Source organism: Beijerinckia sp. 28-YEA-48, from assembly GCF_900104955.1.
GTDB lineage: Bacteria > Pseudomonadota > Alphaproteobacteria > Rhizobiales > Beijerinckiaceae > Terripilifer.
This window is the reverse complement of the sequence record NZ_FNSI01000001.1, coordinates 5,470,867-5,497,288: the sequence shown is the minus strand read 5'-3', so window position 1 is coordinate 5,497,288 and position 26,422 is coordinate 5,470,867. Positions and strand designations below refer to the sequence as shown.

The 26,422-nt window shown below is 62.2% G+C and carries 22 protein-coding genes; 8 read left to right on the top strand and 14 right to left on the bottom strand.

All coding sequences use genetic code 11. From position 1 onward, the window contains the following. Positions 1 to 3: 3 nt before the first annotated feature. Positions 4 to 678, top strand: coding sequence for a hypothetical protein (locus BLW50_RS25830; protein ID WP_090707702.1), 675 nt, complete (start codon positions 4 to 6; stop codon positions 676 to 678). A 301-nt stretch (positions 679 to 979) separates the two neighbouring features. Here BLW50_RS25830 and BLW50_RS25825 read toward each other — a convergent pair whose 3' ends face one another. Both BLW50_RS25825 and BLW50_RS25820 read right to left on the bottom strand, forming a co-directional pair. Continuing rightward, entirely contained in the window at positions 980 to 1,534 is a 555-nt protein-coding gene (locus tag BLW50_RS25825) for a hypothetical protein (protein WP_090707701.1), read from the bottom strand. A 294-nt stretch (positions 1,535 to 1,828) separates the two neighbouring features. Further along, entirely contained in the window at positions 1,829 to 2,596 is a 768-nt protein-coding gene (locus BLW50_RS25820; RefSeq protein ID WP_090707700.1) for an SDR family NAD(P)-dependent oxidoreductase, read from the bottom strand. A gap of 152 nt (positions 2,597 to 2,748) precedes the next feature. On the opposite strand from BLW50_RS25820, the gene BLW50_RS25815 reads away from it, so the two are divergent. Continuing rightward, positions 2,749 to 4,251, top strand: coding sequence for an MDR family MFS transporter (locus BLW50_RS25815; protein ID WP_170850353.1), 1,503 nt, complete (start codon positions 2,749 to 2,751; stop codon positions 4,249 to 4,251). A gap of 68 nt (positions 4,252 to 4,319) precedes the next feature. On the opposite strand, the gene uvrB is transcribed toward BLW50_RS25815, so the two are convergent. Next, complete coding sequence (uvrB, locus tag BLW50_RS25810; RefSeq protein WP_090707698.1) at positions 4,320 to 6,908, bottom strand: excinuclease ABC subunit UvrB; 2,589 nt, start codon at positions 6,906 to 6,908, stop codon at positions 4,320 to 4,322. Positions 6,909 to 6,980: 72 nt separating this feature from the next. Continuing rightward, the gene (locus BLW50_RS25805; RefSeq protein WP_139267744.1) at positions 6,981 to 7,583 is read right to left on the bottom strand and encodes a hypothetical protein; all 603 of its coding nucleotides are present in this window, start codon (positions 7,581 to 7,583) and stop codon (positions 6,981 to 6,983) included. 134 nt (positions 7,584 to 7,717) lie between these two features. Between BLW50_RS25805 and BLW50_RS25800 the strand changes: the two genes are divergently transcribed. Together BLW50_RS25800 and BLW50_RS25795 are read left to right on the top strand one after the other, a co-directional pair. Then, positions 7,718 to 8,578, top strand: a complete 861-nt coding sequence (locus BLW50_RS25800; RefSeq protein ID WP_170850352.1) for a class I SAM-dependent methyltransferase — start codon at positions 7,718 to 7,720, stop codon at positions 8,576 to 8,578. Positions 8,579 to 8,636: 58 nt separating this feature from the next. After that, positions 8,637 to 9,962, top strand: a complete 1,326-nt coding sequence (locus BLW50_RS25795) for an APC family permease (RefSeq protein WP_090707695.1) — start codon at positions 8,637 to 8,639, stop codon at positions 9,960 to 9,962. Here the strand turns inward: BLW50_RS25795 and BLW50_RS25790 are convergent. Both BLW50_RS25790 and BLW50_RS25785 read right to left on the bottom strand, forming a co-directional pair. After that, the gene (locus BLW50_RS25790) at positions 9,959 to 10,699 is read right to left on the bottom strand and encodes an anti-sigma factor (RefSeq protein WP_090707694.1); all 741 of its coding nucleotides are present in this window, start codon (positions 10,697 to 10,699) and stop codon (positions 9,959 to 9,961) included. The genes BLW50_RS25795 and BLW50_RS25790 overlap by 4 nt on opposite strands. Then, on the bottom strand, positions 10,696 to 11,244 hold the full coding sequence (locus BLW50_RS25785) for a sigma-70 family RNA polymerase sigma factor (protein ID WP_090707693.1): 549 nt from the start codon (positions 11,242 to 11,244) through the stop codon (positions 10,696 to 10,698). The genes BLW50_RS25790 and BLW50_RS25785 overlap by 4 nt, the downstream gene beginning before the upstream one ends. Positions 11,245 to 11,457: 213 nt before the next feature. Between BLW50_RS25785 and BLW50_RS25780 the strand changes: the two genes are divergently transcribed. Beyond that, a complete protein-coding gene (locus BLW50_RS25780) occupies positions 11,458 to 12,255 on the top strand; it encodes a DUF4394 domain-containing protein (protein ID WP_090707692.1) in 798 nt (265 codons plus the stop codon). 53 nt (positions 12,256 to 12,308) lie between these two features. Here the strand turns inward: BLW50_RS25780 and BLW50_RS25775 are convergent, their stop codons facing one another. The 8 genes from BLW50_RS25775 to BLW50_RS25735 form a co-directional block, all read right to left on the bottom strand. Beyond that, positions 12,309 to 13,466, bottom strand: a complete 1,158-nt coding sequence (locus tag BLW50_RS25775; protein ID WP_090707691.1) for a glutathionylspermidine synthase family protein — start codon at positions 13,464 to 13,466, stop codon at positions 12,309 to 12,311. Beyond that, the gene (locus BLW50_RS25770) at positions 13,467 to 13,847 is read right to left on the bottom strand and encodes a hypothetical protein (RefSeq protein WP_090707690.1); all 381 of its coding nucleotides are present in this window, start codon (positions 13,845 to 13,847) and stop codon (positions 13,467 to 13,469) included. 7 nt (positions 13,848 to 13,854) lie between these two features. After that, positions 13,855 to 14,262, bottom strand: a complete 408-nt coding sequence (locus BLW50_RS25765; protein ID WP_090707689.1) for a DUF350 domain-containing protein — start codon at positions 14,260 to 14,262, stop codon at positions 13,855 to 13,857. A gap of 39 nt (positions 14,263 to 14,301) precedes the next feature. Continuing rightward, on the bottom strand, positions 14,302 to 14,736 hold the full coding sequence (locus BLW50_RS25760) for an SET domain-containing protein (protein ID WP_090707688.1): 435 nt from the start codon (positions 14,734 to 14,736) through the stop codon (positions 14,302 to 14,304). Positions 14,737 to 15,136: 400 nt separating this feature from the next. Further along, complete coding sequence (locus tag BLW50_RS25750; RefSeq protein ID WP_090707686.1) at positions 15,137 to 16,012, bottom strand: transglutaminase family protein; 876 nt, start codon at positions 16,010 to 16,012, stop codon at positions 15,137 to 15,139. After that, on the bottom strand, positions 16,009 to 18,531 hold the full coding sequence (locus BLW50_RS25745; RefSeq protein WP_244544393.1) for a circularly permuted type 2 ATP-grasp protein: 2,523 nt from the start codon (positions 18,529 to 18,531) through the stop codon (positions 16,009 to 16,011). Before BLW50_RS25745 ends, BLW50_RS25750 begins: the two co-directional genes overlap by 4 nt. Then, entirely contained in the window at positions 18,521 to 21,817 is a 3,297-nt protein-coding gene (locus BLW50_RS25740; protein WP_090709716.1) for a transglutaminase family protein, read from the bottom strand. The genes BLW50_RS25745 and BLW50_RS25740 overlap by 11 nt, the downstream gene beginning before the upstream one ends. 184 nt (positions 21,818 to 22,001) lie before the next feature. Further along, complete coding sequence (locus BLW50_RS25735) at positions 22,002 to 22,670, bottom strand: GntR family transcriptional regulator (protein WP_090707685.1); 669 nt, start codon at positions 22,668 to 22,670, stop codon at positions 22,002 to 22,004. A gap of 183 nt (positions 22,671 to 22,853) precedes the next feature. On the opposite strand from BLW50_RS25735, the gene BLW50_RS25730 reads away from it, so the two are divergent. Genes BLW50_RS25730 through BLW50_RS25720 form a run of 3 tightly spaced genes read left to right on the top strand, consistent with a single transcriptional unit; the run spans position 22,854 to position 26,419 of the window. Next, positions 22,854 to 24,467: an ABC transporter substrate-binding protein gene (locus BLW50_RS25730; protein WP_090709714.1), complete on the top strand. Its 1,614-nt coding sequence runs from the start codon at positions 22,854 to 22,856 to the stop codon at positions 24,465 to 24,467. Positions 24,468 to 24,494: 27 nt separating this feature from the next. Continuing rightward, positions 24,495 to 25,508, top strand: a complete 1,014-nt coding sequence (locus BLW50_RS25725) for an ABC transporter permease (RefSeq protein ID WP_090707684.1) — start codon at positions 24,495 to 24,497, stop codon at positions 25,506 to 25,508. 44 nt (positions 25,509 to 25,552) lie between these two features. Further along, complete coding sequence (locus BLW50_RS25720; RefSeq protein WP_090707683.1) at positions 25,553 to 26,419, top strand: ABC transporter permease; 867 nt, start codon at positions 25,553 to 25,555, stop codon at positions 26,417 to 26,419. Positions 26,420 to 26,422 lie beyond the last annotated feature (3 nt).

Below are 26,422 nucleotides of genomic sequence, written 5' to 3'. Positions count from 1 at the left end.
AATATGTTGCCAGGTTTTCGTATCGCCTTGGCCGCTGCGCTCGGTCTGACCTTTGCCGGCGCGGCTCAAGCACAACAGCAACAACCACAATATCCGAATATGACCTTCTTCATCACCAGCCAGCCTGGCCCTGATGGCGCTAATTTCGGCGGCCTCGAAGGCGCCGACAAATTCTGCCAGGGCCTCGCCGAAAAGGCTGGCGCCGGCGCCAAGACCTGGCGCGCCTATCTCAGCCAGCAGGAAGCCAACGGCAAGCCGGCGGTGAACGCCAAGGACCGTATCGGCAAGGGCCCCTGGGCCAATGCGGAAGGCACATTGATCGCCGCCAATGTGGAAGACCTGCACAACGCTTACCGTAATCGGATCAGCACCGAGACCGGCCTGACCGAAACCGGCAAGCGTATTCCCAGCCGTCTCTTCACCATCAACCAGCACGACATTCTCACCGGATCCAACGCGGACGGCACCGCGCCACCTCCCGGCAAGGATCTCACCTGCGGCAACTGGACGAAGAATGGCGAAGGCTCGGCGATCGTCGGCCATAACGACCGCATGGGCTTGAGCGATGATGCTGCGGCGCGTTCATGGAATGCCGCGCATCCGTCCGCCGGGTGCGACCGCCCGGCGCTGATCCGCACCGGCGGCAACGGATTGTTGTATTGTTTCGCTGCGAATTAAAAAACAGCGCAGGCTGATCGGAGAGCGGGAGACGATCCCGCTCTCTTTCACGTTGAGACAATCCATCACCTGGGTGTCATCCCGGACGCCGCAGGCGATCCGGGAGCCAGGGGCGTGTGACGAATGCTGTTTGCAGCACGTGCGATGCCACTGTGAGTGAAGGCTCTACCGCACGCCACTGGATACCGGATCACGCTGCGCGCGTCCGGTATGACACGGAGACCGCATCCGAGAATGGCCCCCAGATACACGTGCGAGCATCCAACCGTCATTGCAATGACGGTACTCTAGCGCCAAGTCTCTAGCGCCAAGTTGCTGGCAAAGCCGCACCCGGATCCTGCAGCGGCCCGACAGGCAATTTGTTCTCGCGCCGTTTCGCCGCAAACGCCTGCGGATCCTTGCGGAAACCGCCAAACACTTCCTGGAACTGGGCGTCGTTCTCCTGCCGCGCCTTGGCGATCACGACCTGCCATTGCTGCGGCGTGAGCTGCGCCGGCGGATTCGGATACAGCGGAATTTTCTTTTCATAGGCCAGCGCCCGGCCGGCGATGTCGTACCAGGCGTTCAGATCGCTGCCGATCCAGGGATTGATCATGGCGCCAACCTGCTGATTGAGAGAGGCGCGCAGCGGCGCCGCCGATTTGTCGGCATTGATCCAGGCCCGCGAGCGCACCTGGAAAACGTAAAACCAGAAGGCGGCCTGGGCGCGGTCGCCCCGCTTCCACAGGCTGAGCGACAGAGCGGACAGATAGAGCGGATTGATCGCCTCGGGATGGGCCATGACATAGTTGGCGGCAGCATCTCGGCTCTCAGCCGACCCCTTGAGCATCGCCTCGATCAAAACGCCCTCGGTCATCACCCCGCTTGATGCCGCCGATGGCCCAGATGGCGTTGACGGCGCGGATGGTGTTTGCGCAAGAGCCGGAATCGTCAAAGTCAGCGCGACGACACAGGCCGCGCTCAGAACCATCGACCGCATCACGAGAACTCTCTGTATCACGAGAACTCCTTGGGTTTTCGCAATCACCTAGAGCAAATCACGTTTCGGTAGAAACACGATTTGCTTAGATCCTCTTATTTGAACCCGTCTTCATGGCGTTCGACGATTCCGTCGAGCTGTGAAACGCTATAAAGCAATAAATGAAACGGATCACACGCGAACCAATCCACCATCGACGACCAATGTTTGTCCGCTCATGAAACCCGCGTCATCACTAGTGAGAAACGACACGACGCCAACGAGATCCTCCGGCGTCTGATGCCGTTTGATCGCTTGCGCCTGCGAGACGAAATCAAAGGCCTGTTCGATCGGCAGGCCACGCGGCCGGAACTGACCTTCGAGCGTACCGGGCGTGCGCGTCAACCCCGGCGAGAGCGCATTCACCGTAATGCCGTCGACGCCCATCTCGCTCGCCAACGCGCGCGTGAAACCGACCACACCACCCTTACTGGCAATATAATCGACATGGTTGGGTGAGACCGAACCGAGCGAATTCGACGCCACATTGACGATGCGGCCCCATTTACGCGCCCGCATGCCGCCGATGAAGGCTTGCGTCATCAAAAACATCGAATCGAGATTGACGGCCATGGTCTGCCGCCAATCGGCGAAGGTCAGATCCTCGAACTTACGCGTTTTGAAGAAGCCGGCGTTGTTGACGAGAATATCGCAACCGCCGAGCTCACGCGTCACATGTTCAGCGAAACGCTGCACGTCGGCGGGATCGGACACATCGCAGGCCCGCGAAATGGCCCGGCGCCCCAGCGTCGTAATGCGCCGCACGGTTTCATCCGCCGGCTGCAGATCGGCAATGGCGATATCGACGCCATCTTCCGCCAGCCGCACCGCCACCGCCTGCCCAATTCCAGCCGCCGCGCCAGTAATCACGGCGATTTTACCCGCATGTCCCTTGGCCATGGGCCCTCCCCGTTGTTACCCCTCTGGTGTAGCGCGCCAGGCCAAGGTTGTCATGCGCGGCCGCCTCATGGCCGTATCCCTGTCGGCGCGCATCGACGTGGCGCTTGGCGATGCTATATGGAACGAATACCCCCGTGGGAGAACGCCAGCGCGTGTCCAAAGTCGAGCCGCAGAATATTGCCCCGATCATGTTCGGGCTCATGCTGGCCATGTTTCTCGCCAGTCTCGATCAAACGATCGTCGCCACCTGTCTCACGGCGATGGCCAATGATCTCGGCGGCTGGAAATTGCTCCCCTGGATCATTTCCGCTTATTTGATCGCTTCCACCGCCATGACGCCGATCTACGGCCGCCTCAGCGATCTCTACGGCCGGCGCAACATGCTGCTCGTCTCGATTGCCCTGTTCGTCGTCGGTTCCGCCGCCTGCGCCCTCGCCTACTCGATGGAGTCGTTGATCGCGGCGCGCGTGTTGCAGGGCATTGGCGGCGGCGGCCTGCGCTCGATCGCCCAGATCGTCATCGCCGATATCATTCCGCCGCGCCATCGCGGCCGCTATCAGGGCTATTTGTCGACCAACTTTCTCGTCTCGACAGCGCTCGGCCCTGTCCTCGGCGGCTTCTTCGCCGAACATCTGTCCTGGACCTGGGCCTTCTGGATCAATCTGCCGCTCGGCGCGATCGCCTATGTCGTTATCGACCGGCAATTGCGCAAACTGACCTTGCCGACGCGGAAGGCGCGCATCGACTGGCTCGGCGCCCTGTTCATCCTCCTCTCCACGATCCCGCTGATGCTCGGCATCAGCCGGGTCGAGGAAGTCGGCGGCTGGCTCAACGCCAGCGTCCTCACGCCCATCGCCATCGGTCTCGCCTTCACCGTGATTCTGGTGCTGGTTGAACTGCGCACCACCGATCCGATGATCCCGATGCATCTCTTCGCCAATCGCAGTTTCAGCCTGGGCAATGTGGCGATCTTCATTCCTTCCATGGTCATGACCGCTTATATCGTCATGCTGCCGCTCTACTATCAGATCGTGCTGAAGATGCCCGCCGACGTCGCCGGCCTGCATTTGATCGCATTGACCGGCGGCATGGCGACCGGTAGTTTCATCTGCGGCTCCGCCATCTCCCGCCTCGGCCGCGCCCGTATCTTTCCGATCATTGGCGGCTTGTCCGCCGCCACGCTCTGCCTGCTCATTGCCTGGATTGGACTGGGTCGTTTCACCTGGTTCGACATCGCTGCCATCGCTCTGCTCGGCGGCTCGATCGGTTGGCAGATCAATCCCATGCTGGTCATCGTGCAGAACGGCCTGGAAATCCACGACATGGGCACCGGTGTCGGCGGCATGACGTTTTTCCGCTCTCTCGCCGGCGCCTTCGGTGTCGCCGTCTTCTCCACCTTTCTGATCAGCGCGCTGACGGCAGGCGCGATCACCATACCCGGCCACGAGAAGCTGGGCGCCGATCCCGGCATCGCACTGATGCGCGGCGATGCGAGCCGCTTGTTCTCGGCCAGCGAGGCGGATGCCTATCGCAGCATCATCGAAAATGGCTTCTCGTCCATTTTCGTGCTCGGCGCCGTGCTTTCGCTTGCCGCCGCCCTGTGCATGCTGTTCATCAAGGAACGGCCGCTGCGCGCCGGCAGCGGGCCGATGTAGTCATCGTCGTCAGTTTTACCGCACGCCCACAGGATCACGCCTGCGGCGTGTCCGGTATGACACCACAATCACCGCCGGAACGGCCGCGATTTGCCACCGCGCGAACCTGGTTTACCGCCGGTGCTCTTCGGTCGCGCTTCGCCGCCACCGAAATTATGCGGCCCCATGTCCTCGTCCGTCGGTTTGCGGATGCGCGACGTAGCCGGCGTGTTGGCGGCGCGGCCATATTTGCGTTCGCCCTGATAGGCGCCGGCCGCGTCTTCCACCGCCTGCTGGCGCGCCAGCGGATCCTCGGCGATGATCAGCTCCGTCGCCTGCAGGCGCTTGATTTCGTCGCGCATGCGGGCCGCACGCTCGAAGTCGAGATTGGACGCTGCCTCGCGCATCTCGCGTTCGAGATCGGCCAATGTCGCCTTGAGATTGTGCCCAACCAGCGCGATCTTCGCCACGCCGGTATCGACCGTGACGTGATCCTGCTCGTAGACCGAGCCAAGAATGTCCTGAATGCCACGGCGGATCGATTCCGGCGTGATGCCATGCTCGCTATTGTAGGCGAGCTGCTTCTCGCGCCGGCGCGTCGTCTCGGCCATGGCGCGCTCCATCGAGCCCGTCACCTTGTCGGCATAGAGGATCACCTTGCCGTCGACGTTACGCGCCGCGCGGCCGATGGTCTGCACCAGCGAGGTCTCGCTGCGCAGGAAGCCTTCCTTATCGGCATCGAGAATGGCGACTAAAGCGCATTCGGGAATGTCGAGGCCTTCGCGCAGCAGGTTGATGCCCACCAGAACATCGAAAGCGCCCAGGCGCAGATCGCGAAGGATTTCGATGCGCTCGATCGTATCGATGTCCGAATGCATGTAGCGCACGCGCACGCCGTTCTCGTGCAGGTATTCGGTGAGATCCTCGGCCATGCGCTTGGTCAGCACGGTGACGAGCGTGCGATAACCCTTGAGCGCCGTCTCCTTCACTTCGCCCAAGAGATCATCGACCTGGGCGCGCGCCGGGCGCACCTCCACCGGCGGGTCGATCAGGCCGGTCGGGCGGATCACCTGTTCGGTGAAGACGCCGCCGGTCTGCTCCATCTCCCAACTGCCCGGTGTCGCCGAGACATGCACGGTCTGCGGCCGCATCGCTTCCCATTCCTCGAAGCGCAGCGGCCGGTTGTCCAGGCACGACGGCAGGCGGAAGCCATATTCGGCCAATGTCGCCTTGCGGCGAAAGTCGCCGCGATACATGCCGCCAATCTGCGGCACGGTGACATGGCTCTCGTCGGCGAAGACCAGCGCATTGTCGGGCAGATATTCGAACAAGGTCGGTGGCGGTTCACCCGGCTTGCGGCCGGTGAGATAGCGCGAATAGTTCTCGATGCCGGCGCAGGACCCCGTCGCCTCCAGCATTTCCAGATCGAACATAGTGCGCTGTTCCAGCCGCTGCGCTTCCAACAGCCGGCCACCGTTATACAATTCGCCCAACCGCTGTTTCATTTCGGACTTGATGCCGGCGATCGACTGGATCAGCGTCGGACGCGGCGTCACGTAATGCGAATTGGCGTAGATTTTGACGAACTCGAGATCCTGCGTCTTGTGTCCGGTCAAGGGATCGAATTCGGCGATGGTCTCGATCTCGTCGCCAAAAAAGCCGATGCGCCAGGCGCGATCTTCATAATGCGCCGGAAACACTTCAATCGTATCGCCGCGCACGCGGAACAGACCACGCGAGAAATCGCCAAGCGACCGCTTGTATTGCAGGGCGACAAGATCGGCGATGAGCTGGCGCTGATCGATCTTCTCGCCGAGCTTCAGCGAGAAGGTCATCGCCGTATAGGTCTCGACCGAGCCGATACCGTAAATGCACGAGACCGAGGCGACGATGATCACATCGTCGCGTTCGAGCAGCGACCGCGTCGCCGCGTGGCGCATGCGGTCGATCTGTTCGTTGATCGAGGATTCCTTCTCGATATAGGTGTCCGTGCGCGGAACATAGGCTTCCGGCTGATAGTAGTCGTAGTAGGACACGAAATATTCGACGGCATTGTCGGGAAAGAAGCTCTTGAACTCGCCGTAGAGCTGCGCCGCCAGGGTCTTGTTGGGCGCCAGCACCAGCGCCGGCCGATTGGTGCGGGCGATGACCTGCGCCACCGTAAATGTCTTGCCCGAGCCGGTGACGCCGAGCAGCACCTGATCGCGTTCCCTTGCATCGACACCGGCCACGAGTTCGGTGATGGCTCTGGGCTGATCGCCCTTCGGCTCATATTCGGACACCAGTTTGAAAGGGATGCCGCCTTCCGATTTTTCCGGGCGGGCCGGGCGATGCGGCGTCCAGGGCTTTTCCTCGCGCAGGTTCGGATCGCCCTGTTCGAGCAATTCCTTCAGGGACTCGACCGTCGCCGTCGCGCCGGTCAGTTCCGGCTTGCGCGAACGCGAACGACCAGTGGGCTGCGGCAGGAAGGTTTTGGCCAGGGTCGGATCGATGCCCTCGGCCGTCCCGGCATCGAAGCCTTTTTGCGGCGCCTCGCCGAAGCCGCCGCGCGGTTCGTTCAACGCTGGATTGAGCAGGCTGGCGAGATGCTCGTCGAGCGGCTGGACGTCGGGACGCGACGCCTTGGCGCGCGTCGGCCGCACGGGGCTTTTCGGAGACTTGCTGGGTGATTTGGCCATGCCGGCAATATGGGGGGAGTCAGGCCTTGGGAAAAGCCGCAATCCTGTCAGTTTTTGTCAGCAGTGCAGGTTTTATCCGGAGCGTAAGCCCGCGAACCGCCGATAAAGAAAGCCCGCCGCCAGACCGGTCGCGGCGGTGACCAGAACATTGCTGGACTCCCCGGTCAGCATCGCCATGCCATAATCATAGACGGCGCCGCTGATGCCCCCGGCGATCGCATAGGCGGTCGGGCTGGTCATCTGGACGAAGCGCATCGCCATATGGCTCACCATCGTCGCAGTCACGGCGATCTGCGCGCCGTTCCACAACCCAAGCACGATCGCCAGCAGCAGCATTTGCGAACTGCCACCAAGTGTCATTTTCAGTCCGGGAATGATCTCGACCGGCCCTTTGGCGGCAACGATATAGAGCCCGGCCAGCAGGCAACTGCCGGCGACGCCGGCCAGCGTGGCGGCGGTCATTGACCACGGCACCTCGCCCGGGCGCTCCGCGGAATACTGCACGTTATCGCCCTCGCGCAGCATCTGCCGCGCCAGAACGGTGAAATTTTCATCCGTGGGCTTGGGACGAAAAGGCACGCCATCGACCGGTGCGCCCACCGGGGGCCGCACCGCCGGGGCGGCTCTCTGGCCGCGGCGTCCAAAGATCGGGGCGCGGACGACGGTCATAGCCAAGGCTTAGCGCCCTAATGATGAATTTTCCGTGAGTCCCCGTAGAATTACCGACGCCAGGACAAGAGCCACAGGCGATGCTCCCCAGAACAATCAACCATCCTGGGCTCGCCCGCCCCGGCAAAACGAGGAAAACCATGCAGGCAGCAGGCTTTAGTCCGAACAGACGAACCGCTCTCGGCCTGATCGGCACAGCTCTCGCTCTGCCTGCTGCTGCTTTGCCTGCTGCCTTGCCCGTCCAGGCGCAGGAGCCCCGGCTGCGCCCGCGCCTCGACGTGCCCTATGTGCCGACGCCCCAGGAGGTGGTCGACCGCATGCTCGACATGGCCAAAGTGACCGGCAACGACTTTGTCATGGATCTGGGCTGTGGCGACGGCCGCATGCTCGTCACCGCCGCGAAAAAATTCGGCACCGCCGGTTTTGGCGTCGACATCAATCCCGAGCGCATCCTCGAGGCCAATGAAAACGCCAAGACAGCCGGCGTCGCCGACAAGGTCACTTTCGAAGTCCGCAATCTGTTCGACACGCCGATCGGCAAAGCCTCGGTGCTGACCATGTATCTGCTGCCCGACGTCAACCTGAAGCTGCGCCCGCGCATCCTCCAGGAAATGAAACCTGGCTCGCGCATCGTCTCCCATGCGTTCATGATGGGCGATTGGGAACCGGACCAGCGCGGCCAGGTGGGCGTGCGCGACTTCTATTTCTGGGTCGTGCCGGCGCCGATCGAAGGCAAATGGACGGTGCGCGAAGGCAATGACAATTATACGCTCGACCTGAAGCAGAAATACCAGACGTTCGATGGCCTCGCCACGGTCAATGGCGCCGCTGCGAAAGTCACCGGCGGCCAATTGATCGGCGACCGCATCCGCTTCACACTTGAGCCAGCCGACGGCCGCCACCGTATCTTCCTCGGCAAGGTAGATGGTGATGCAATGCGTTTCGACATGGCGGCAGCCACCGACGTCGCCCGCGAGTGGAGCGCCACGCGCACCAAATAGACAACCCTTGTACCCCCTCGCATCGCTCTCCTCTCATCCCCCAGTAACGGAATCTCCGATGACTTCTGAAACAGCGGCCGCCCCGCGCCGCGTGCTGACCGTCACCGACGCCGTCGCCTTTTTCGTTGGCATCGTCATCGGCGTCGGCATTTTCCGCACGCCGCCCATCGTCGCCGCAGCCACCGGCAGCGAAGTCCTGTTCATCGGCGCCTGGATTGCAGGCGGTCTCGCCACCCTGATCGGCGCGCTTTGTTATGCCGAACTGGCGGCGGCCTATCCCGATGCCGGAGGCGAATATCAGTTTCTGTCCCGTGCCTATGGCCGCAAACTCGCGATCCTGTTTGCCTGGGCGCGCGGCACGGTGATTCAGACCGGCGCCATCGCCCTCGTCGGCTTCGTCTTCGGCGACTATGCCCAGCAATTGTTGCCGCTCGGCCCCAATGGCCCGGCGATCTATGCAGCGCTGTCCGTCATCCTGTTCACCGCCGTCAACATTGCCGGAACCCAGCCAGGTGCTGGCACGCAGAAACTGCTCGAAACCTGCACTGTCCTCGCCATCATCGTGGTCGTCGTCGTTGGCTTCACCGTCGGCGGCGCGGAAGCCAAACCCGCCGGCCCCAATGCCGGCGGCATGCTCGGCCTGGCCATGGTGCTGGTGCTGCTCAGCTACGGCGGCTGGAACGAGATCGCCTATCTCTCCGGCGAATTGCGCGACGTGAAGCGCGACATGACCCGCGCGATTCTGATCGGCACGGCCGTCGTCACCGTGCTGTATGTCGCCTTCAACCTCGCTCTCCTGAAAGCCTTCGGCATCGGCGGCATTGCCGCCAGCAAAGCGCCCGGCGCCGATCTCATGCAGATCGCCTTGGGCAGCACCGGCGTCGCCATCCTCGCCCTGACCGTCTGCCTGTCGTCGCTGTCGACCCTCAACGGCACGATCTTCACCGGCGCGCGCGTCTATTACGCGCTCGGCCGCGATCTGCCTTTGATCGCGCGCCTGGGCGTCTGGAGCGAACGCGGCGACAATCCCGCCAATGCGCTGCTGTTGCAGGGCGCGATTTCGCTCGCCCTCGTCGGCCTGGGAACGATCACCCGTGACGGCTTCAGCACCATGGTCGACTACACCGCGCCGGTCTTCTGGTTCTTCCTGCTGCTCACCGGCTTGTCGCTGTTCGTCTTCCGCATCCGCGAGCCGCAGCGCGTGCGGCCGTTCAAAGTACCGCTCTATCCGCTGACCCCGGCGATCTTCGTCGGCATCTGCGCCTATCTGCTCTATTCGAGCCTGGCCTATACCGGCTGGGGTGCGCTTGTCGGCATCGTCGTCGTCCTCGTTGGCCTGCCTCTGGTACTCGCCAGCAAAGCACCAGAGCGCGCGCCAATCTAAAGGGCAACGGCCGCGTTGCCCTTGTTAAGGATCGGTCCGGTGGGGCGGCCGATCGGCGAGCCAGTCGCCGGTTCAAGCGTCATCTCGAACAATTGGCCTGCTGTTGGACGCGGCAGGCCATCGAGCCGCAGATCGATCTTGCCCGAGACGTTCTGGATCAGGCCGATCGATTTCGGCCCGACCGTGCGATCCCACAAGGTCCAGATTTCGATCGCCCGGCCCGGAGGAATCGCGATCGGTTTGATCGCCTGCAATTCGGCGCGGCCATTGGCGAAGGCGCGAACCACGGCGGCAGCCTCGTTCTGATCGGTCATCAACACGGCCACCAGCACCGGCTGTTGACCGGCCTGATGGGCGAAATAGCCCATGCCGACCGCCAGCACGAGGGCCGCCGCGACAGCGGCAAGACCCGTCATACGCCAGAAAGCCAGCGAGTCCCATAGCGCCGCCCATCGCGATGGCGCCACCACGGGACGACGCGCAACGGCCGTCGCCGTCCGTGGATTGAGCGCCACATCGATCCGCGACCACAGGGCCTCATTGGCGCGACCAGGCACAGCCGTCTCGTCCAACGCGCCCAACCTCTGCCGCCACGCGCCGACGCGACGGGCTAAATCGACATCTGTCTCCATCAACGTCTCCAGACGTGGCAGATCAACCGCGTCGACAAGGCCAAGAACATATTCGGCGGCGAGAGCATCCCTGGCCTCTTCAGGCGTTTCCACCGGATCGCTCATCCCATGCACTCCCGCAGGGAGATAAGGCTGCGCCGCAGCCACGATTTCACGGTCCCCAGCGGCATACTGAGTTTGGTCGCGAGATCGGAATGGGACAGACCATGCACATAAGCCAGAACAATGGCCGCGCGGCGCTCAGCCGCCAATCCTTGCAGGCAACGGCGCAGTGCCGCTGTATCGGAGAGCCGGGTGACGATCACTTCGGGATCATCATCCTCGCTGGCCTGTTCCTCTCCCACCGGGGCATCGGAAAACTCCAGGCGCTGTTCGCCGCGCAACATATTGAGGGCGCGATGGCGCAAAATGGCATAGATCCAGGTTCTCCCGCCGCCGCGCGTCGCATCGAACGTATCGGCCTTATTCCAGATCGAGACGAAAGCCTCTTGCACGGCCTCCTCGGCCAAGGCGCGGCGCTTCAGCAGCCGTTGCGCGACCCCGATCATCTTCGAAGCTTCCATATCGTAAAGCGCGCGCAAGGCGGCACGGTCGCCTGAAGCACAGGCCTGGATCAGCTCATCGAGATCGACGACGACCGAGACCGTCATCCGCACACTCCCTCTTTCACAGGCAAGCCTCTTGCATAGCCAAGCGCGCACTCAACGCACACGTCCGCTCAAGCGCTTATACGCACGGCACATTCGATTGGATGCGGCGAAAAGAAAAAATATTCTTGCCCTGTTTGCTGCATCGGCGCGCCTGCGCGGTGGGTATCCCCTGCGAGTGTGGCTTCAAGCTGCCTCTGTAAACGGGAGACACCCATGTACCATGCGTCGTACAAAACCTCGCTTTTCGCTGCCGCACTGCTCGGTTCCGTGGCATTCGCCAGCCAAGCCGGCGCCAACTCTGTCGCCATCCTCACCGGCGATGCCACCATTACGGTCGTAGATCCCTCCGGCAAGATGGCCGCCAAGACCTGGAATGTCTCCGGCGTCACCGGCAAACTGGCCGGCATCGATGTGCGGCCGGCCGACGGCATGCTCTATGGACTGCTCGAGGATGGCACCGTCGTCACCATCGACACCGCCAGCGGCAAGGCAACCGTGAAATCGAAGCTCGACGTGATGCTGCCAAAAGGCACGATGGCGACGGTTGATTTCAACCCGGTTGCCGATCGCCTGCGCGTCATCGGCTCGGACGGCATGAATCTGCGCGCCAATGTCGATGACGGCAAAGTCACCACCGACAAGCCACTCAACTTCGCTGAAACCGACGCGATGAAAGGCAAGGCGCCGAAGGTCGTGGCCGGCGCTTACGTCAACTCGATGAAGGGCGCCAAGGAAACCACTCTCTACAATATCGACAGCACCGACTGGACCCTCGTGAAGCAGGCACCGCCGAATGACGGCGTTTTGACCACCATCGGCAAGCTCGGCCTGACGGAGAAGGCGACCGCCTTCGACATCGCTTCCGATGGCAAGGGTGGCAACGAGGCTTGGCTCATCTCCGGCAATGCCCTCTATAAAGTCGATTTGACGACGGCAAAGGCCACCAGCGCCGGCGCGCTGACAGGCGTCAACGGCACGATCCGCGACATGGCCGTTCTGCCGGCGATGTAATCACCGGATCAAATGAAATGCGCCCGCGGCGCTTTACGCGTCGCGGGTTTTGATCAGCCGACGATCGCGTGCGGCACGAAGCGTGACATATTGCCGATGATCGGCGTTGCATCCTCGCGCAGACCGATGCCGCAGGCCTTGTCGCCGACGATCCAGCTGCCGGTTGTCACGTAGAGCCCATCGAAGCGCGGCGGCATGGCCAGCTCCTGCACGATGAAACCCTCGGCCCCATAAGTCCCCTCGGACTGGGCAATGGTGCGGCCACGATCGACCATGTCGATATTGGCGCCTTCGCGCGAATAGATCGGCTTGCGCACATGATTGCGCGCGAGCTTCGCCGCGCCCGGCTCATCGGCGAAATAAGCCGGCAGCAGATTGGGATGGCCCGGCTCCGCCTCCCATAGCAACGCCAGCAGGCCTTTGTTCGACAAAACGCTCTTCCACGGCGGCTCGAGAAAGCGGGTGGCCTGCATCGCCGGCGCCCGGCCGAATTCCTCAACCAGCATCCATTCCCACGGATAGAGCTTGAACAGCCAGTCGATCGGCTTCTCGGCCAGATCGACGAAGCGCGCACCATCGTTGCCGATCTCGTCGATATAGATCGACGAGACGCCAAGCCTGGCCTGCGCCGCGCAATCGGCCAGATAGCCGATCGTGCCTTCATCTTCCGGCGTGTTCTTCATGCAGGAGAAATGCACATGGCCAGCGCCGACGATCACTTTCCAGCGCTCAATCAGCGCCTCGTGGATCGAATTGAACTGATCGGCATCTTCGGGCAAGGCGCCGCGTTGGCGGCCATTCTCCAGCCAATGCCATTGCACCACTGCCGATTCAAACAGCGAGGTCGGCGTGTCGGCATTATATTCCAGCAGTTTCGCCGGGCCGCGTCCGTCATAGACCAGATCGAAACGGCCGTAGAGCGAAGGTTGGCGTTTACGCCAGCTGTCGAGGATCAGCGGCCAGGCATGGGCCGGAATCCGCAGCCGCGTCAGATCCTTTTCGCTGCTGACGATGCGGCTCACCACATCAAGGCAGAGTGCCGCAAGATTCTGCGTCGGCGTTTCAAGATGGTTCTCGATCTGATCGAGCGTAAACGCATAATAGGCTTCGTCCTGCCAATAGGGCTGCCCATCGGCCGCGTGATAGGTGAAACCGATTTTTTGCGCGTAATCGGCGAAGTCAGGACGCGGCGCGATACGCTGGCGTCTCATCTAACCGCCGCCGAAGAAATGCAGCCCACCGCTTGATCCAAAACCGCCGCGCGCGACCGAGCTGGTGCCCGATCCGGCGTCCGAACTCGTTGATCCCGAAGACGACGAGGAGTGAGACGATCCGCCCCCGCCGTGGGACGAACTACTCGATGAACTCCGCGAACTGCATTGCTGCTGGCCGGTCACCGGATCGGCCTCACACTGCTCGCCCGGCAAGAAGGCAAAGATCGAAATGCCACCGGCCGCAATGAGGCCGACAGCGAGCGTGCTCTTACGCCCAGCCGACATGCGCGGCTTGCCCACCTGGCCGGACGGGAGCGCGCCAGCTTTGCCCAGATTAATCGGGCGCTGTGCGGAAGGTTTGATGGGATCGGCGCTCATGTCGGCCTCATGGCGTCATGCTGCTGGCGCTGACGATCCCCATCGTCAAAGAGACGGCCCCGAGCCAAATCGCCGAGGCAATCGAATTCTCTTCGATGCTCTGCGACAGTTTCGGATGCGCCAGGCGCGCCAGACCATAGCCAGCCACCTGCACCACCAGCGAGACCAGCGCCCAGATCGCAAAATCGATCATGCCGGCCGAATGGCGGATCGCCGCCGTCAACGGCAGCGCGAAGCCGATGAGGCTCATGCCCAACGCCACCGCCGCCGAAGCATTGTGATGCTCGACGATCAAATTGAATTCGCGATGCGGGGTGATGCTCGTATAGATGAGAAGGAACAAGGCGCAGAAGCCGATGGCGGCAACCAGATAGGCAGCGAATGCCGGCAAGCCGCTCAAGGATGAAACAATCACGTGTCACCGTCCCTTAGCGTAGAGCCCACCGAGAAATCGTTAGGCTGGCTTCTTACGCTTGCTGCCCCGACGCTTCGTCCCCGGCGGATTGGCCGGATCGAAACCATAATCGTAAGTCAGTTCCGCGCCGCGTGCGATATCGCACAATGCACGAATCCAGACGCCACCGCGGTGCATGATCGCATCGGCATTCGGCGTCAGCGAATGGTTGATATAGATCGCCTCATTGCCGCCAACGAGCCCGTCGACATAATGGCCGTCGAGCTTGAACAGCAGCGTATAGCCGATGGAATTATAGAATTTGTCGCGCCGCCGTCCCTCGGCCAAGGAGATCTTCTGCCCGGTATATTCGATGATCCAGGCGCCGGCCGGAATTCGCTCGGCGGCGAACAGGCCGCGCCCATGGATCGCCGATTCCCCGAGTTTCAGCCGATAGGTCTTTTGAGAAGTCTTGTTTTGAGAAGTCTTGGCCATTCTCGCTTCCGCCGCCCCGCGCGCTCAACCTGCTGACGCGGGGATTACAGATTCTAGCGCCCTGCGCAAATACGAAACATCTTTATGGCCACTTAGTTCGACTTGAAGGATTTATAGATTTCCTCAGTCTCCGTTAGTGGAAGTTCCCGTTGATCCTTTTCAAGCCTCAACTTAGCTGACCAGCGCTGATCAGTAGATAGAGTTTCGAACGCCCAGATTATTGCGTCCTGAACTTGTGGAAAATAACGAGACTCAGGACGAATCTTCATCTCTTCGAGATTGTCACGCCAGAAGATAGTAGCTGGCTCTGTTAAAGAAAAACTCTGCATCATCATCCTTTGACATATCGCTTGGCCGAGATCGTTCGATCAGATCATCTTGAGATATAAACTATTCAGACTTAGACCGGCGCCACATCGACGCTAACCGTCAGACTGTCGCGACCCGAGCCAATGAACACGCCTTTCACCGGCGACACGTCGCTATAGTCGCGGCCGGTGGCCACCTCCACATGATCGTCACCGATCAACAGGGCATTGGTCGGATCAAGGCCGATCCAGCCGAATTCGGCGCCGCACCACAACGACACCCAGGCGTGAGACGCGTCAGCGCCCTGCAAGCGCGGTCGTCCCGGCGGTGTAATGGTGCGGATATAGCCGCTCACATAAGCGGCCGAGAGGCCAAGGCCACGCAGGCCGGCGATCATGATATGGGCGAAATCCTGACAGACGCCGCTGCGCTGATCGAAGACCTGCGCCAACGGCGTCGAGATCGCCGTCGTGCCCGGCACATAGCGGAATTCGTCGCGAATGCGCGTCATCAGTTCAATGCCAGCCTCGAGCACCGGGCGGCCGGGCATGAAGCTGACGCGCGCGAACTGGGTCGCCGGCGCATAGAGATGCGCCAGCCGGCTGGCATAGAGGAAATGCACCGGCGATTGCGGGCCAAGCGACGGCGCATTCAGCGCGTCCTGCGCCACTCTTTCCCAGGGGCGCGTCAGAGCCGCCGCCGGCGCCTGTGGCCGGTCCACCTGGATCCGCGACACGGTGCGGATGTCCAGCGCCTGATGCGGCCGGGCGATTTTCAGCACCGTCGTGCGATTGCCGAAGAAATCCTGGCGCGCTTGCAAATCCATTGCCGGCGGATCGATCTCGATGCGCGTGTTGATCACATGCTGGCCATTGCCCTCATGCGGCGTCAGGCACAGCATGAAATCGGCCGAGGCCACCGGCAGCTCGTACTCATAACTGGTGAGGTGAGTGACGTCGTAAATCACGCGAGACCTATCACTTTGCCGGGGCTCGGCTCGCTGGCATCGTGCAGAAAATAGCGATCGGCAACGGCGATGGCGAGCGCGATGAGTCGGTTTTCATAGTCATGAATCGCCTGGCCATTGAGGTTCCGGGCATCCTCCACCTCGAGATCGCTCTTCAGCTTCAGCGCGATCTGGCGCGGCTGTTCGAGCATGCCGGTTTCGCGCAGCAGCGGCAGGCCGGCGAGATGTTCCTCGATCCGCCCGGCCTGGAAGGCCACGGAGCGCGGATTGAACGCATCCAGCATCGCCATGTCGCGCACCGGCGCCAGTGTGGCGCCAGTGAGATAACGCGAGCGATAGGTGATCTGTGAATCGATCAGGTCAAGCAGCACATCGAGCAATTCAAGATCGGCATCATCGCCGGCGAACTGACTGACGAAACGCAAGGTGTTGATGCCGCGCTCGATCCGGCGGCCCATATCGAGGAAGCTCCAGCCCGCCACCCGGTTCATGTTCTCGTTCACAAAACCGGCGATAGCGGCGATCACCTGCAAGGCCAGTTCGCTTTGCTCGAGAACGCCTGCCTCGACGGCGCTCTGCTTCAAGGGCGCACGTAGAATAGCCTCCAGGCGCGCGATCAACAGCCAGACATCGGGCGAAAGCCGTTCGCGGATCGACGAGGCCGCGCGCCGTGCCGCGATCGTGTTCGACAAGGCCGAGCCATAATTGTTCTCGTCATGCAGCGCCGCCTGCGCCATGTCGAGAGACAGACTGCTTGCTACAACGCGCGGCGCCGCATCCCAGGAGACAAGCAGCCGCTGCAAACGTTCCGCCGGGCCATGATCGACTCGCGCTGATGCATCGGGATCCAGCGACTTCGCCACCAGAGCACGCACGATGCGTAAGATCGCTTCGACCCGCTCGAGATAACGGCCAAACCAATAGAGATTGTCGGCGGCACGGCTCGGCAGATTGCCGAGCAGGCGCACGATGCGCACCTCGTCGCCAGACGGCAGCAAGGTTTCCATCTCCACCGGCTTGTCCGCCAGCACCCACACATCGGCCGAACGGACACTTGCATCCATCGACACGGCACGCGCATCGGCTTGATCGGAGACACGGCAGAAGCCGCCGGGCATCACTTGCCAGCCATCGGGCGTCGCCGCCGCGAACACGCGCAGCACAAAAGGCCTTGGCGCCAGACGCGCCTGGCCCTGGCTTGTATCCCAGGCCGGCGTCGTCGACAGACGCACCACTTCTTGGCCGACATAATCCATGCCGCGCGCTGCTATCGCGTCGACGAGCCTGTCGCGCTCGGCGCGCGGCAGTTCGGCGACAAGCGCGCTGTGGCGTCCATCGAATCCCGGCAATTGATTGGCGAAGGCGCCCGAGACCGACAGATTATCGATCTGCTCGAGCACTTCGCGGCGTTGCCGCTCCTGCCCGCACCACCACGTCGCGATATTGGGCAGGCGCAGATCTTCGCCCAAGAGATGGCGCGCCAACGACGGCATGAAGGCCTGGAAGGCGCGCGCTTCAAGCAGGCCAGTGCCCGGCATATTCGCCATCGTCACCTTGCCCTGCCGGGCTACGTCGAGCAGACCCGGCACGCCCAGGCGCGAGGCGCCGTTGAGTTCAAGTGGGTCACACCATTCTGAATCGATCCGCCGCCAGATCACGTCGGCGCGTTTCAAGCCTGCGATGGTGCGCACATAGATCTTGCCGTCGGCACAAACGAGATCAGCGCCTTCGACCAAAAGGAAGCCGAGATAGCGGGCCAGATAGGCCTGTTCGAAATAGGTCTGGCTGAACGCGCCCGGCGTCAACAGACAGATGCGCGGGTCGGAGCGCTCAGCCGCATGGGCCAGCCCGTCCCGCAGCGCGCGGAAGAACGGCGCCAACCGCTGCACGTTCATGTCGCGATAAAGACCGGGGAAAGCCTGCGACGTTACCAGGCGGTTGGCGAGCGCATAGCCAGAGCCCGAAGGCGCTTGCGTGCGATCGCCCAGCACCCACCAGCGCCCGTCAGGACCGCGCCCGATATCGGCGGCATAGAAATGCAGCCAATGTCCGCCAAAAGGCTTGGTACCTGCCATCGGCCGCAGGAATTCCGGCGAGCCGGCGACCACAGCAGCCGGCAACGCGCCATCGCGCACCAGCCGGCCTTCGCCATAAAGATCGCCGGTGATACGATCGAGCAAGGTGGCGCGCTGCACCACGCCTGCGGAAATGTCGTTCCATTCCGCCTGCGAGATCAAAAGCGGCAATCCGCTCAGCGGCCAGGACTGTTCGTGGCTCTCGCCTTGGATGCGATAGGACACCCCGCCTTCGCGCATGCGCCGTTCGGCGGTCGCCAAGCGTTGATCAAGATCCTCCTGATCGAACTGGCCGAGCGCGTCGAGGAAGCCATGCCAATAAGCGCGCGGCTTCCCGTCAGGTCCTATGAACTCATCGGGAATACCTGGCAGCGGTGCATAGGATTGTGTCCACGCCTGTGCGCGCTGTGGCGTGCGCACGGGGGACAGGAGCTCATCTGCCAATCTTCCTCCGCAGATCCAATGTCATCGGAAACTCCCCTGGAATTTCCTCGCGCGGCGGCTCGACACGCCCCGGAGTATGCCCGTGATCCTGGAACCGCGCCAGTCGCCGGGCCTCCGCCTCATAAGAATTCACCGGAAATGTCTCATAATTGCGACCGCCTGGATGGGCCACGTGATAAACACAGCCGCCGAGCGAACGGCCATTCCAGGAATCGATGATGTCGAAGGTCAGCGGCGCGTGCACGCCGATCGTCGGATGCATGCCCGAGCCCGGCTGCCACGCCTTGAAGCGCACGCCAGCCACGGCCTCGCCGGCAGCGCCCGTGGAGGTCATCGGCATACGCCGGCCGTTGCAGGCGATCACATGCCGGCCCGGCACGAAACCACTCACCTTGGCCTGCAAGCGTTCAACTGAACTGTCGACAAAACGCACCGTGCCGCCAGATGCACCCTGTTCGCCCAGTACGTGCCAAGGCTCCAGCGCCTGCCGCACCTCCAACGTCACGCCGCCATGCTCGATGGTGCCATAGGCAGGAAAGCGAAATTCGAACTGCGCTTGAAACCATTCCGGCGAAAATTCATAACCAGCGCCGCCGAGATCGCGCAGCACGCCGAGAAAATCCTCCCAGATGAAATGCGGCAGCATGAAGCGATCGTGCAGCGACGTGCCCCAGCGCACGAGATTGCCCTGCTGCGGCTCGCGCCAGAACCAAGCCATGAGCGCGCGCAGCAACAATTGCTGCGCCAGCGACATACGCGCATCAGGCGGCATTTCAAACGCGCGGAACTCGACCAGGCCGAGACGGCCGGTGGAACTGTCGGGTGAATAGAGCTTGTCGATGCAGATTTCAGCGCGATGGGTGTTGCCGCTGACATCGACCAGAAGATTGCGATAGAGCCGGTCCACCAGCCAGGTCGGAAAGGCGCCCTCGCCTGGCATTGGCGTATTGGCCAGCGCGATCTCCAGTTCATAAAGCGAGTCATGCCGCGCCTCGTCGACGCGCGGCGCCTGGCTGGTCGGGCCGATGAACATGCCGGAGAACAGATAAGACAAAGCCGGATGGCGCTGCCAGTAAAGCACCAGGCTGCGCAACATATCGGGCCGGCGCAGGAAGGGAGAATCGGCTGGCGTACTGCCGCCAAACACCAGATGATTACCGCCGCCCGTGCCGGTGTGGCGCCCATCGGTTAGAAATTTATCGGCGCCGAGCCGCGTCAGCCGCGCTTCTTCATACAGAGCCATCGTCGTCGCGGTCGCCTCGCGCCAGGAGGTGGCCGGATGGATGTTGACCTCGATGACACCAGGATCGGGCGTCACTTTGATGAGGTTGACGCGCGGATCGAACGGCGGCGTATAACCTTCGATGTGGATCGGTAGCTGCTTCTCACGCGCCACCGCTTCGACGGAGGCCAGCAGCTCGACATAGTCGTCGAATTTTTCCACTGGCGGCATGAACACGCAGAGCAGGCCGTCGCGCACCTCCACCGTCAGCGCCGTGCGCACGGCGCCTTCGATGGGCGATTGCTCGATAACAGTCTGCCGATCGCCACCGCCGCTATCGACCGCCAGCGCCTGCTGCAAATGCTCCGGATCAGGCAAAGGTCCACGCGGCTCCAGCGGATCCTGCTCATTGGTATAGGGATAGGCCGCCGGCGGCACCCAGGGCAGCGCCCCCATCGGCAGGCGCAGACCGATCGGTGAATCGCCTGGCGCCAGAAACAGCTTGCCACGGCGCAGCGCCCATTTCTCGCTGCGCCAGCGTGGTGCAGCCTGCGCATTCCAGCGCTGCACCGGCAGCACGAAACCACTTGGCTGCGACAGACCCCTCTCGAACGTGCGCACCATGCGGGCACGTTCTTCCGCATCGTCTATCTTCGGATCGGACGGATCGACATTGAACGGCAGATTGCCTTCACGCACCATCCAATGCGCACTGTCTTCGTATGCCGGCAGCACGAAAGCCTGATCGACGCCCAGTTTCGCGGCAATACCATCGGCGAGTTTCGCCGCCTGCTCGACCGTGGCGCGCCCGCCATTGTCCATGGTCGAGATCAAACTGGCATCGCCCCACAGCGGCTTGCCGTCTTTGCGCCAATAGAGCGAGAAAGCCCAGCGCGGCAGGCTTTCGCCCGGATACCATTTGCCCTGGCCGTAATGCAGGAAGCCACCGGGCGCGAAACGATCCTGCAGGCGACGGATCAATTGATCCGCCAGCGCCCGCTTGGTTGGGCCGACAGCGGCGATGTTCCATTCCGGCGCTTCGAAATCATCGACTGAAATGAATGTCGGCTCGCCGCCCATGGTCAGGCGCATGTCTTGCGCGACGAGATCGCGATCAACCGCATCACCGAGCGCGTCGAGAGACTGCCAGGCTTCGGGTGAGAACGGCAGCGTGATCCGCGGCACTTCGTTGATGCGGTTGATATGCATGTCGAAGTGGAATTCGACATTGGCGGGATCGACGAGGCCGGTGATAGGCGCGGCGGAACGATAATGCGGCGTGGCGCACAGCGGCAGATGGCCTTCACCACACAACATGCCAGACGTTGCATCAAGACCGATCCAGCCAGCGCCGGGAATATAAACTTCAGCCCAGGCGTGCAGATCGGTAAAATCCTGTTGCGTGCCTTGAGGGCCATCGATCGGATCGACATCGGCCTTGAGCTGGATGAGATAGCCGGAGACGAAACGCGCCGCCAGGCCCAGCCGGCGCAGGATCTGCACCAGAAGCCAGGCGGAATCGCGACACGAGCCTGTGCCCAGTTCAAGCGTCTCCTCCGGCATCTGCACGCCGGCTTCCATGCGGATCACATAACGGATCTTCTGTTGCAGCCGCGCATTCAGATCGACGATGAAATCGACCGTGCGCGTCCGCCCCTGTGGCAACCCGGCAATGAACTGATCAAGCAGCGGCGTTGCTGGCTCGAGTTCCAAATAGGCAGCGAGTTCAACCTGCAATTCATCCGAATAGGCGAAGGGGAATGTTTCCGCATAGGGCTCGACGAAAAAGTCGAACGGATTGACCACCGCCATTTCGGCGACGAGATCAACCGTGATGGAAAACTTCGTCGTCTTCTCCGGGAAAACGAAACGCGCCAGCCAGTTGCCGTGCGGGTCCTGCTGCCAATTGATGAAATGATTTTCGGGAACGACTTTCAGCGAATAGCTGGCGACCTTCGTGCGGCAATGGGGCGCCGGGCGCAGACGGATGACCTGCGGACCCAGCGAAATCGCCCGGTCATATTTGTAGCTGGTGGCGTGATGGAGCGCGACGTTGAGTGCCAAGCTGCTGATTTCCCAAAAGCTGCGGTACTTGGCCAGGCAGGCAAGCTTCATGCCCACGCCGACCCCGGCCAGCGCCGGTCCCGCTTCTTTCATAGCCCCCGCCAGGAGCAGGCGCCACCAGGCCAGCAGGGAGCCTGAAATCGCGGCCTAATTCAGCACTCTCTCCAGAATGGGCAGATTGGCGCTAGCGTTTGGCGGTGCGGCGCGCACCGTGGCTCATCTGCTCGAACGCATCCTCGACGAGATTGACGTGGTCGAGCATCGCCGCGTGCGCGGTGGCTGAATCGCCTGAGAGGATCGCGGTGACGACCCGATCATGCTCCGCATGGGACTTCGCCAGCCGGCCGGGCGCGCGAAACTGAGCGCGGCGGAACGGATCGAGGCGGCGGCGCAACGCCACGGCAAAATCATTCATGGTGGCATTATGGGCGCCCGCGTAGATCGCCACATGGAACTGCCGGTTGGCCTCGGCATAATCAGCCTCATGGCCTGCTTCGGCCATGCCGGCCATGGCTTGATGCATGGCCTGCAAACGACGACGCTCGATCGGATTCATGGAAAGCGCTGAGAGACGGGCACAAGTCGCCTCGACCTCGCCCATGGCCACGAACAATTCGCTCAGCCGATCGGCGGTGATGGCGGCGACATGCGCACCGCGCCGTGGCTGCATGTCGATCAAACCCGTCGCCACCAGTTGACGCAGCGCTTCGCGCACCGGCGTCCGCGAGACCTTGAACCGTTCCGCCAGCATGTGTTCGTCGAGCCGCATACCGGGAACGAAACCACCGGCCAGGATTTCGTCGGCGATCTGCCCTGCGAGCACGTCCGAACGGGTTCTGCCGTCACCTGCCATCGGCCCGATCCACTTTCATCTCACAACGATTCTGCACAGCACAGATGCAGGACAAGCAAAATTTGTGCAGCGCCGCTGAATCTATAGGCATGCAATTTCTAATATTTGTATGCAATATTTCTACATCACATGCAAGCGCTCCTGGGGAGCGGCAACCACGGAAGATGATCAATGGCCCGACATCTGGATCGACGCGGTTTCCTCAAATCCACCGCCGCCACCGCTGTGGCGACCAGCGTCGCGGCCCCCGCCGTCTGGTCGCCCGCCAAGGCGCAGAGCCGGCAGGAAACCCTGCTCGTCGTCTCCGAAAGCGGCCCCAACAACATCGACATCCATGGCGTCGGCACCAATGTGCCCGGCTATGAAGTGTCGTGGAACTGCTACGACCGGCTCATCAGCCATGAGATGAAATCGGGCCCCAACGGCGTGCCCTATTACGATCGCGACAAGTTCAAGCCGGAACTGGCCGATGACATGAACATCGGCGACATGTCGGCGACCTTCCGCCTGCGCAAGGGCGCCATCTTCCACGACGGCACGCCCATCACCGCCAAGGACGTGAAATGGTCGCTCGATCGCGCCGTCACCGTCGGCGGCTTTCCGACCTTTCAGATGAAGGCCGGCTCGCTGGAAAAGTCCGAGCAGTTCGTTGTCGTCGATGACAACACCGTGCGGGTCGACTTCCTGCGCAAGGACAAGCTCACCATCCCCGATCTCGCCGTCATCGTGCCCGCCATCTACAATTCCGAACTGGTCAAGAAGAACGCCACGGCCGAAGATCCCTGGGGCCTCAACTATACCAAGCAGAACATTGCCGGCGGCGGCGCTTATAAAGTGAGCCGCTGGACACCGGGCACCGAAGTGGTGCTCGACCGCAACGACGACTGGAAGAACGGCCCGCTGCCAAAGATCAAACGCGTGATCTGGCGCATGGTGCCCTCAGCCGGCAATCGCCGGGCGCTTTTGGAACGCGGCGACGCCGACGTCTCCTATGAATTGCCCAATAAGGATTTCGTCGAACTGAAGGATTCCGGCAAGCTGTCGGTCGTCTCGACACCCTTCTCCAACGGCTGCCAATATCTCGGCATGAACGTCACCCAGCCGCCCTTCGACAATCTCAAGGTGCGCCAGGCGGTGGCCTATGCCATTCCCTATCAGAAGATCATGGACGCGGCGCTCTACGGTCTCGGCACGCCGTTGTTCGGCGCCACCGCACCGCCGCCGGCCGCCTGGCCGGTGGCGCACGCCTACAATCTCGATCTCGCCAAGGCCCGGCAATTGCTGAGCGAAGCCGGCTATCCCAACGGCTTCGAGACCACTCTATCGTTCGATCTCGGATTTTCCGTCGTCAACGAGCCGCTGTGCGTGCTGATCCAGGAGAGCTTGGGCCAGATCGGCATCAAGGCCACCATCAACAAGGTGACGGGCGCCAACTGGCGCACCGAGTTGAACAAGAAGGTGATGCCGCTCTACACCAATGTCTTCTCGGGCTGGCTCGACTATCCGGAATATTTCTTCTTCTGGTGCTATCACGGCTCCAATTCCGTCTTCAACACCATGAGCTATCAATCGCCGCAGATGGACGCCTTCATCGATGGCGCCCGCACGGCCGCCGCCAATCGCGACGACGCCACTTACGAGAAGGACGTCAAAGGCTTCATCGACCTCGCCTTCACCGACATCCCCCGCATCCCGCTGTTCCAGCCCTATTCCAACGTGGCGATGCAGAAAAATATCAGCGGCTACCAATATTGGTTCCACCGCCGGCTCGATTATCGCGCCTTCGTCAAAGGGTAGCGGCATGGTTCTTGCGAGGCACGGCTCATGCTACGCACCATCGGCAAACGCATTGCGACCGCGATTCCGAGCTTGATCGGCGTCATCGTCGTCACCTTCCTGCTGACGCGGGTCCTGCCCGGCGACACGGCCTCGTTCTTCGCCGGGCCGGCGGCGACACCGCAAGCGATAGAGGAAGTGCGCAAGCAGCTCGGGCTTGACCGCAGTCTACCGGAACAGTTCGTCAGCTACGTAAGCAACTTGACGCGCGGCGATCTCGGCACATCGCTGACCACCGGACGGCCGGTGGTCACCGAACTCGCCGCGCGCCTGCCCGCCTCCGCCGAACTCACCCTGTTCGGGCTGATCCTTGCGCTCCTGATCGCTGTGCCCTTAGGGATTGTCGCCGCCGTGCGCCAGGGCTCGTGGGTTGACCACACCTGCCGCATCGTCGCCACCGCCGGCGTCTCGCTGCCGGTGTTCTTCACCGGTCTCATCTTCGTCTATGTCTTCTACTTCATCCTCGGCTGGTCGCCGGCGCCGCTTGGCCGCCTCGATGTGTTTACGTCGCCGCCCGCCACCGTCACCGGCTTCTACCTTATCGATGCCCTGATCGCGCGCGACTTCGAGACCTTCCGCGCCGCCTTGGCGCAGATCGCTCTGCCGGCCATCACCCTCGCTGTCTTCTCGCTGGCGCCGATCGCGCGCATCACCCGCGCTTCGATGCTCGCGGTGCTCGCCTCCGAATTCATCCGCACCGCACGCGCCAGCGGCCTCAAGCCCTCCACCGTCATCATGACCTACGCCTTCCGCAACGCCATGCTGCCCGTCATCACCACCCTGGGCATGGTGTTTTCCTTCCTGCTCGGCGCCAATGTTCTGGTCGAGAAAGTCTTCGCCTGGCCTGGCATCGGCTCTTATGCGGTCGAAGCGCTTATCGCGTCGGATTTCGCGCCGGTGCAAGGCTTCGTGCTGACCATGGCCGTGCTCTACGTCCTGATCAATCTGTGCATCGATCTCCTGTACAGCGCCATCGACCCGCGCGTGAAGGTGGAAGCATGACCGCCCTCTCCGAGCCTAAACCCGCTTCTCAGCCCGTTGCAGCCATGCCCACAACAGCGCAGGGGATTGGCGCGCAACTACGTCATATCCGATACGTGCTCGCCGATAATCCGGTCACGGCAGGCTCATTCATCCTGTTCGTGATGTTTCTGTTCGCCGCCATCGCCGGCCCCAGCCTGGTGCCTTACGATCCGCTCGCCAGCAACACGGCTTCGGCCCTGCATCCGCCCTCGGCGCAGCATTGGTTCGGCACCGACCAACTCGGCCGCGACATCTTCAGCCGCGTCGTCGTCGCTACCCGCCTCGACATGATCATCGCCATCGCCTCGGTCGTTCTCGTCTTCATGCTCGGCGGGCTAGCCGGCATAGCGGCGGGCTTTTACGGCGGCTGGACCGACCGGATCGTTGGCCGCATCTCCGATACGATCATGGCCTTTCCTTTGTTCGTGCTGGCCATGGGCATTGTCGCGGCGCTCGGCAATACGGTGACCAACATCGTCATCGCCACGGCGATCATCAATTTCCCGCTCTATGCCCGCCTGGCCCGCAGCGAGGCCAACATCCGCCGCGAAGCCGGCTACGTCCACGCCGCCCGCCTCTCGGGCAACAGCGATCCGCGCATCCTCTTCCGCTTCATCCTGCCCAACATCATGCCGCTGATGATGGTGCAGATCTCGCTGACCATGGGCTACGCCATCCTCAATGCCGCCGGCCTCTCCTTCATCGGCCTTGGCGTGCGCCCGCCGACGCCCGAATGGGGCATCATGGTGGCTGAAGGCGCCGCCTTCATCGTTTCGGGTGAATGGTGGATCGCCTTCTTTCCGGGTGTGATGTTGATGCTCGCCGTCTTCTGCTTCAACCTGCTGGGCGATGGTCTGCGTGACATCGTCGATCCCCTGCGCCGCACGTGAGGC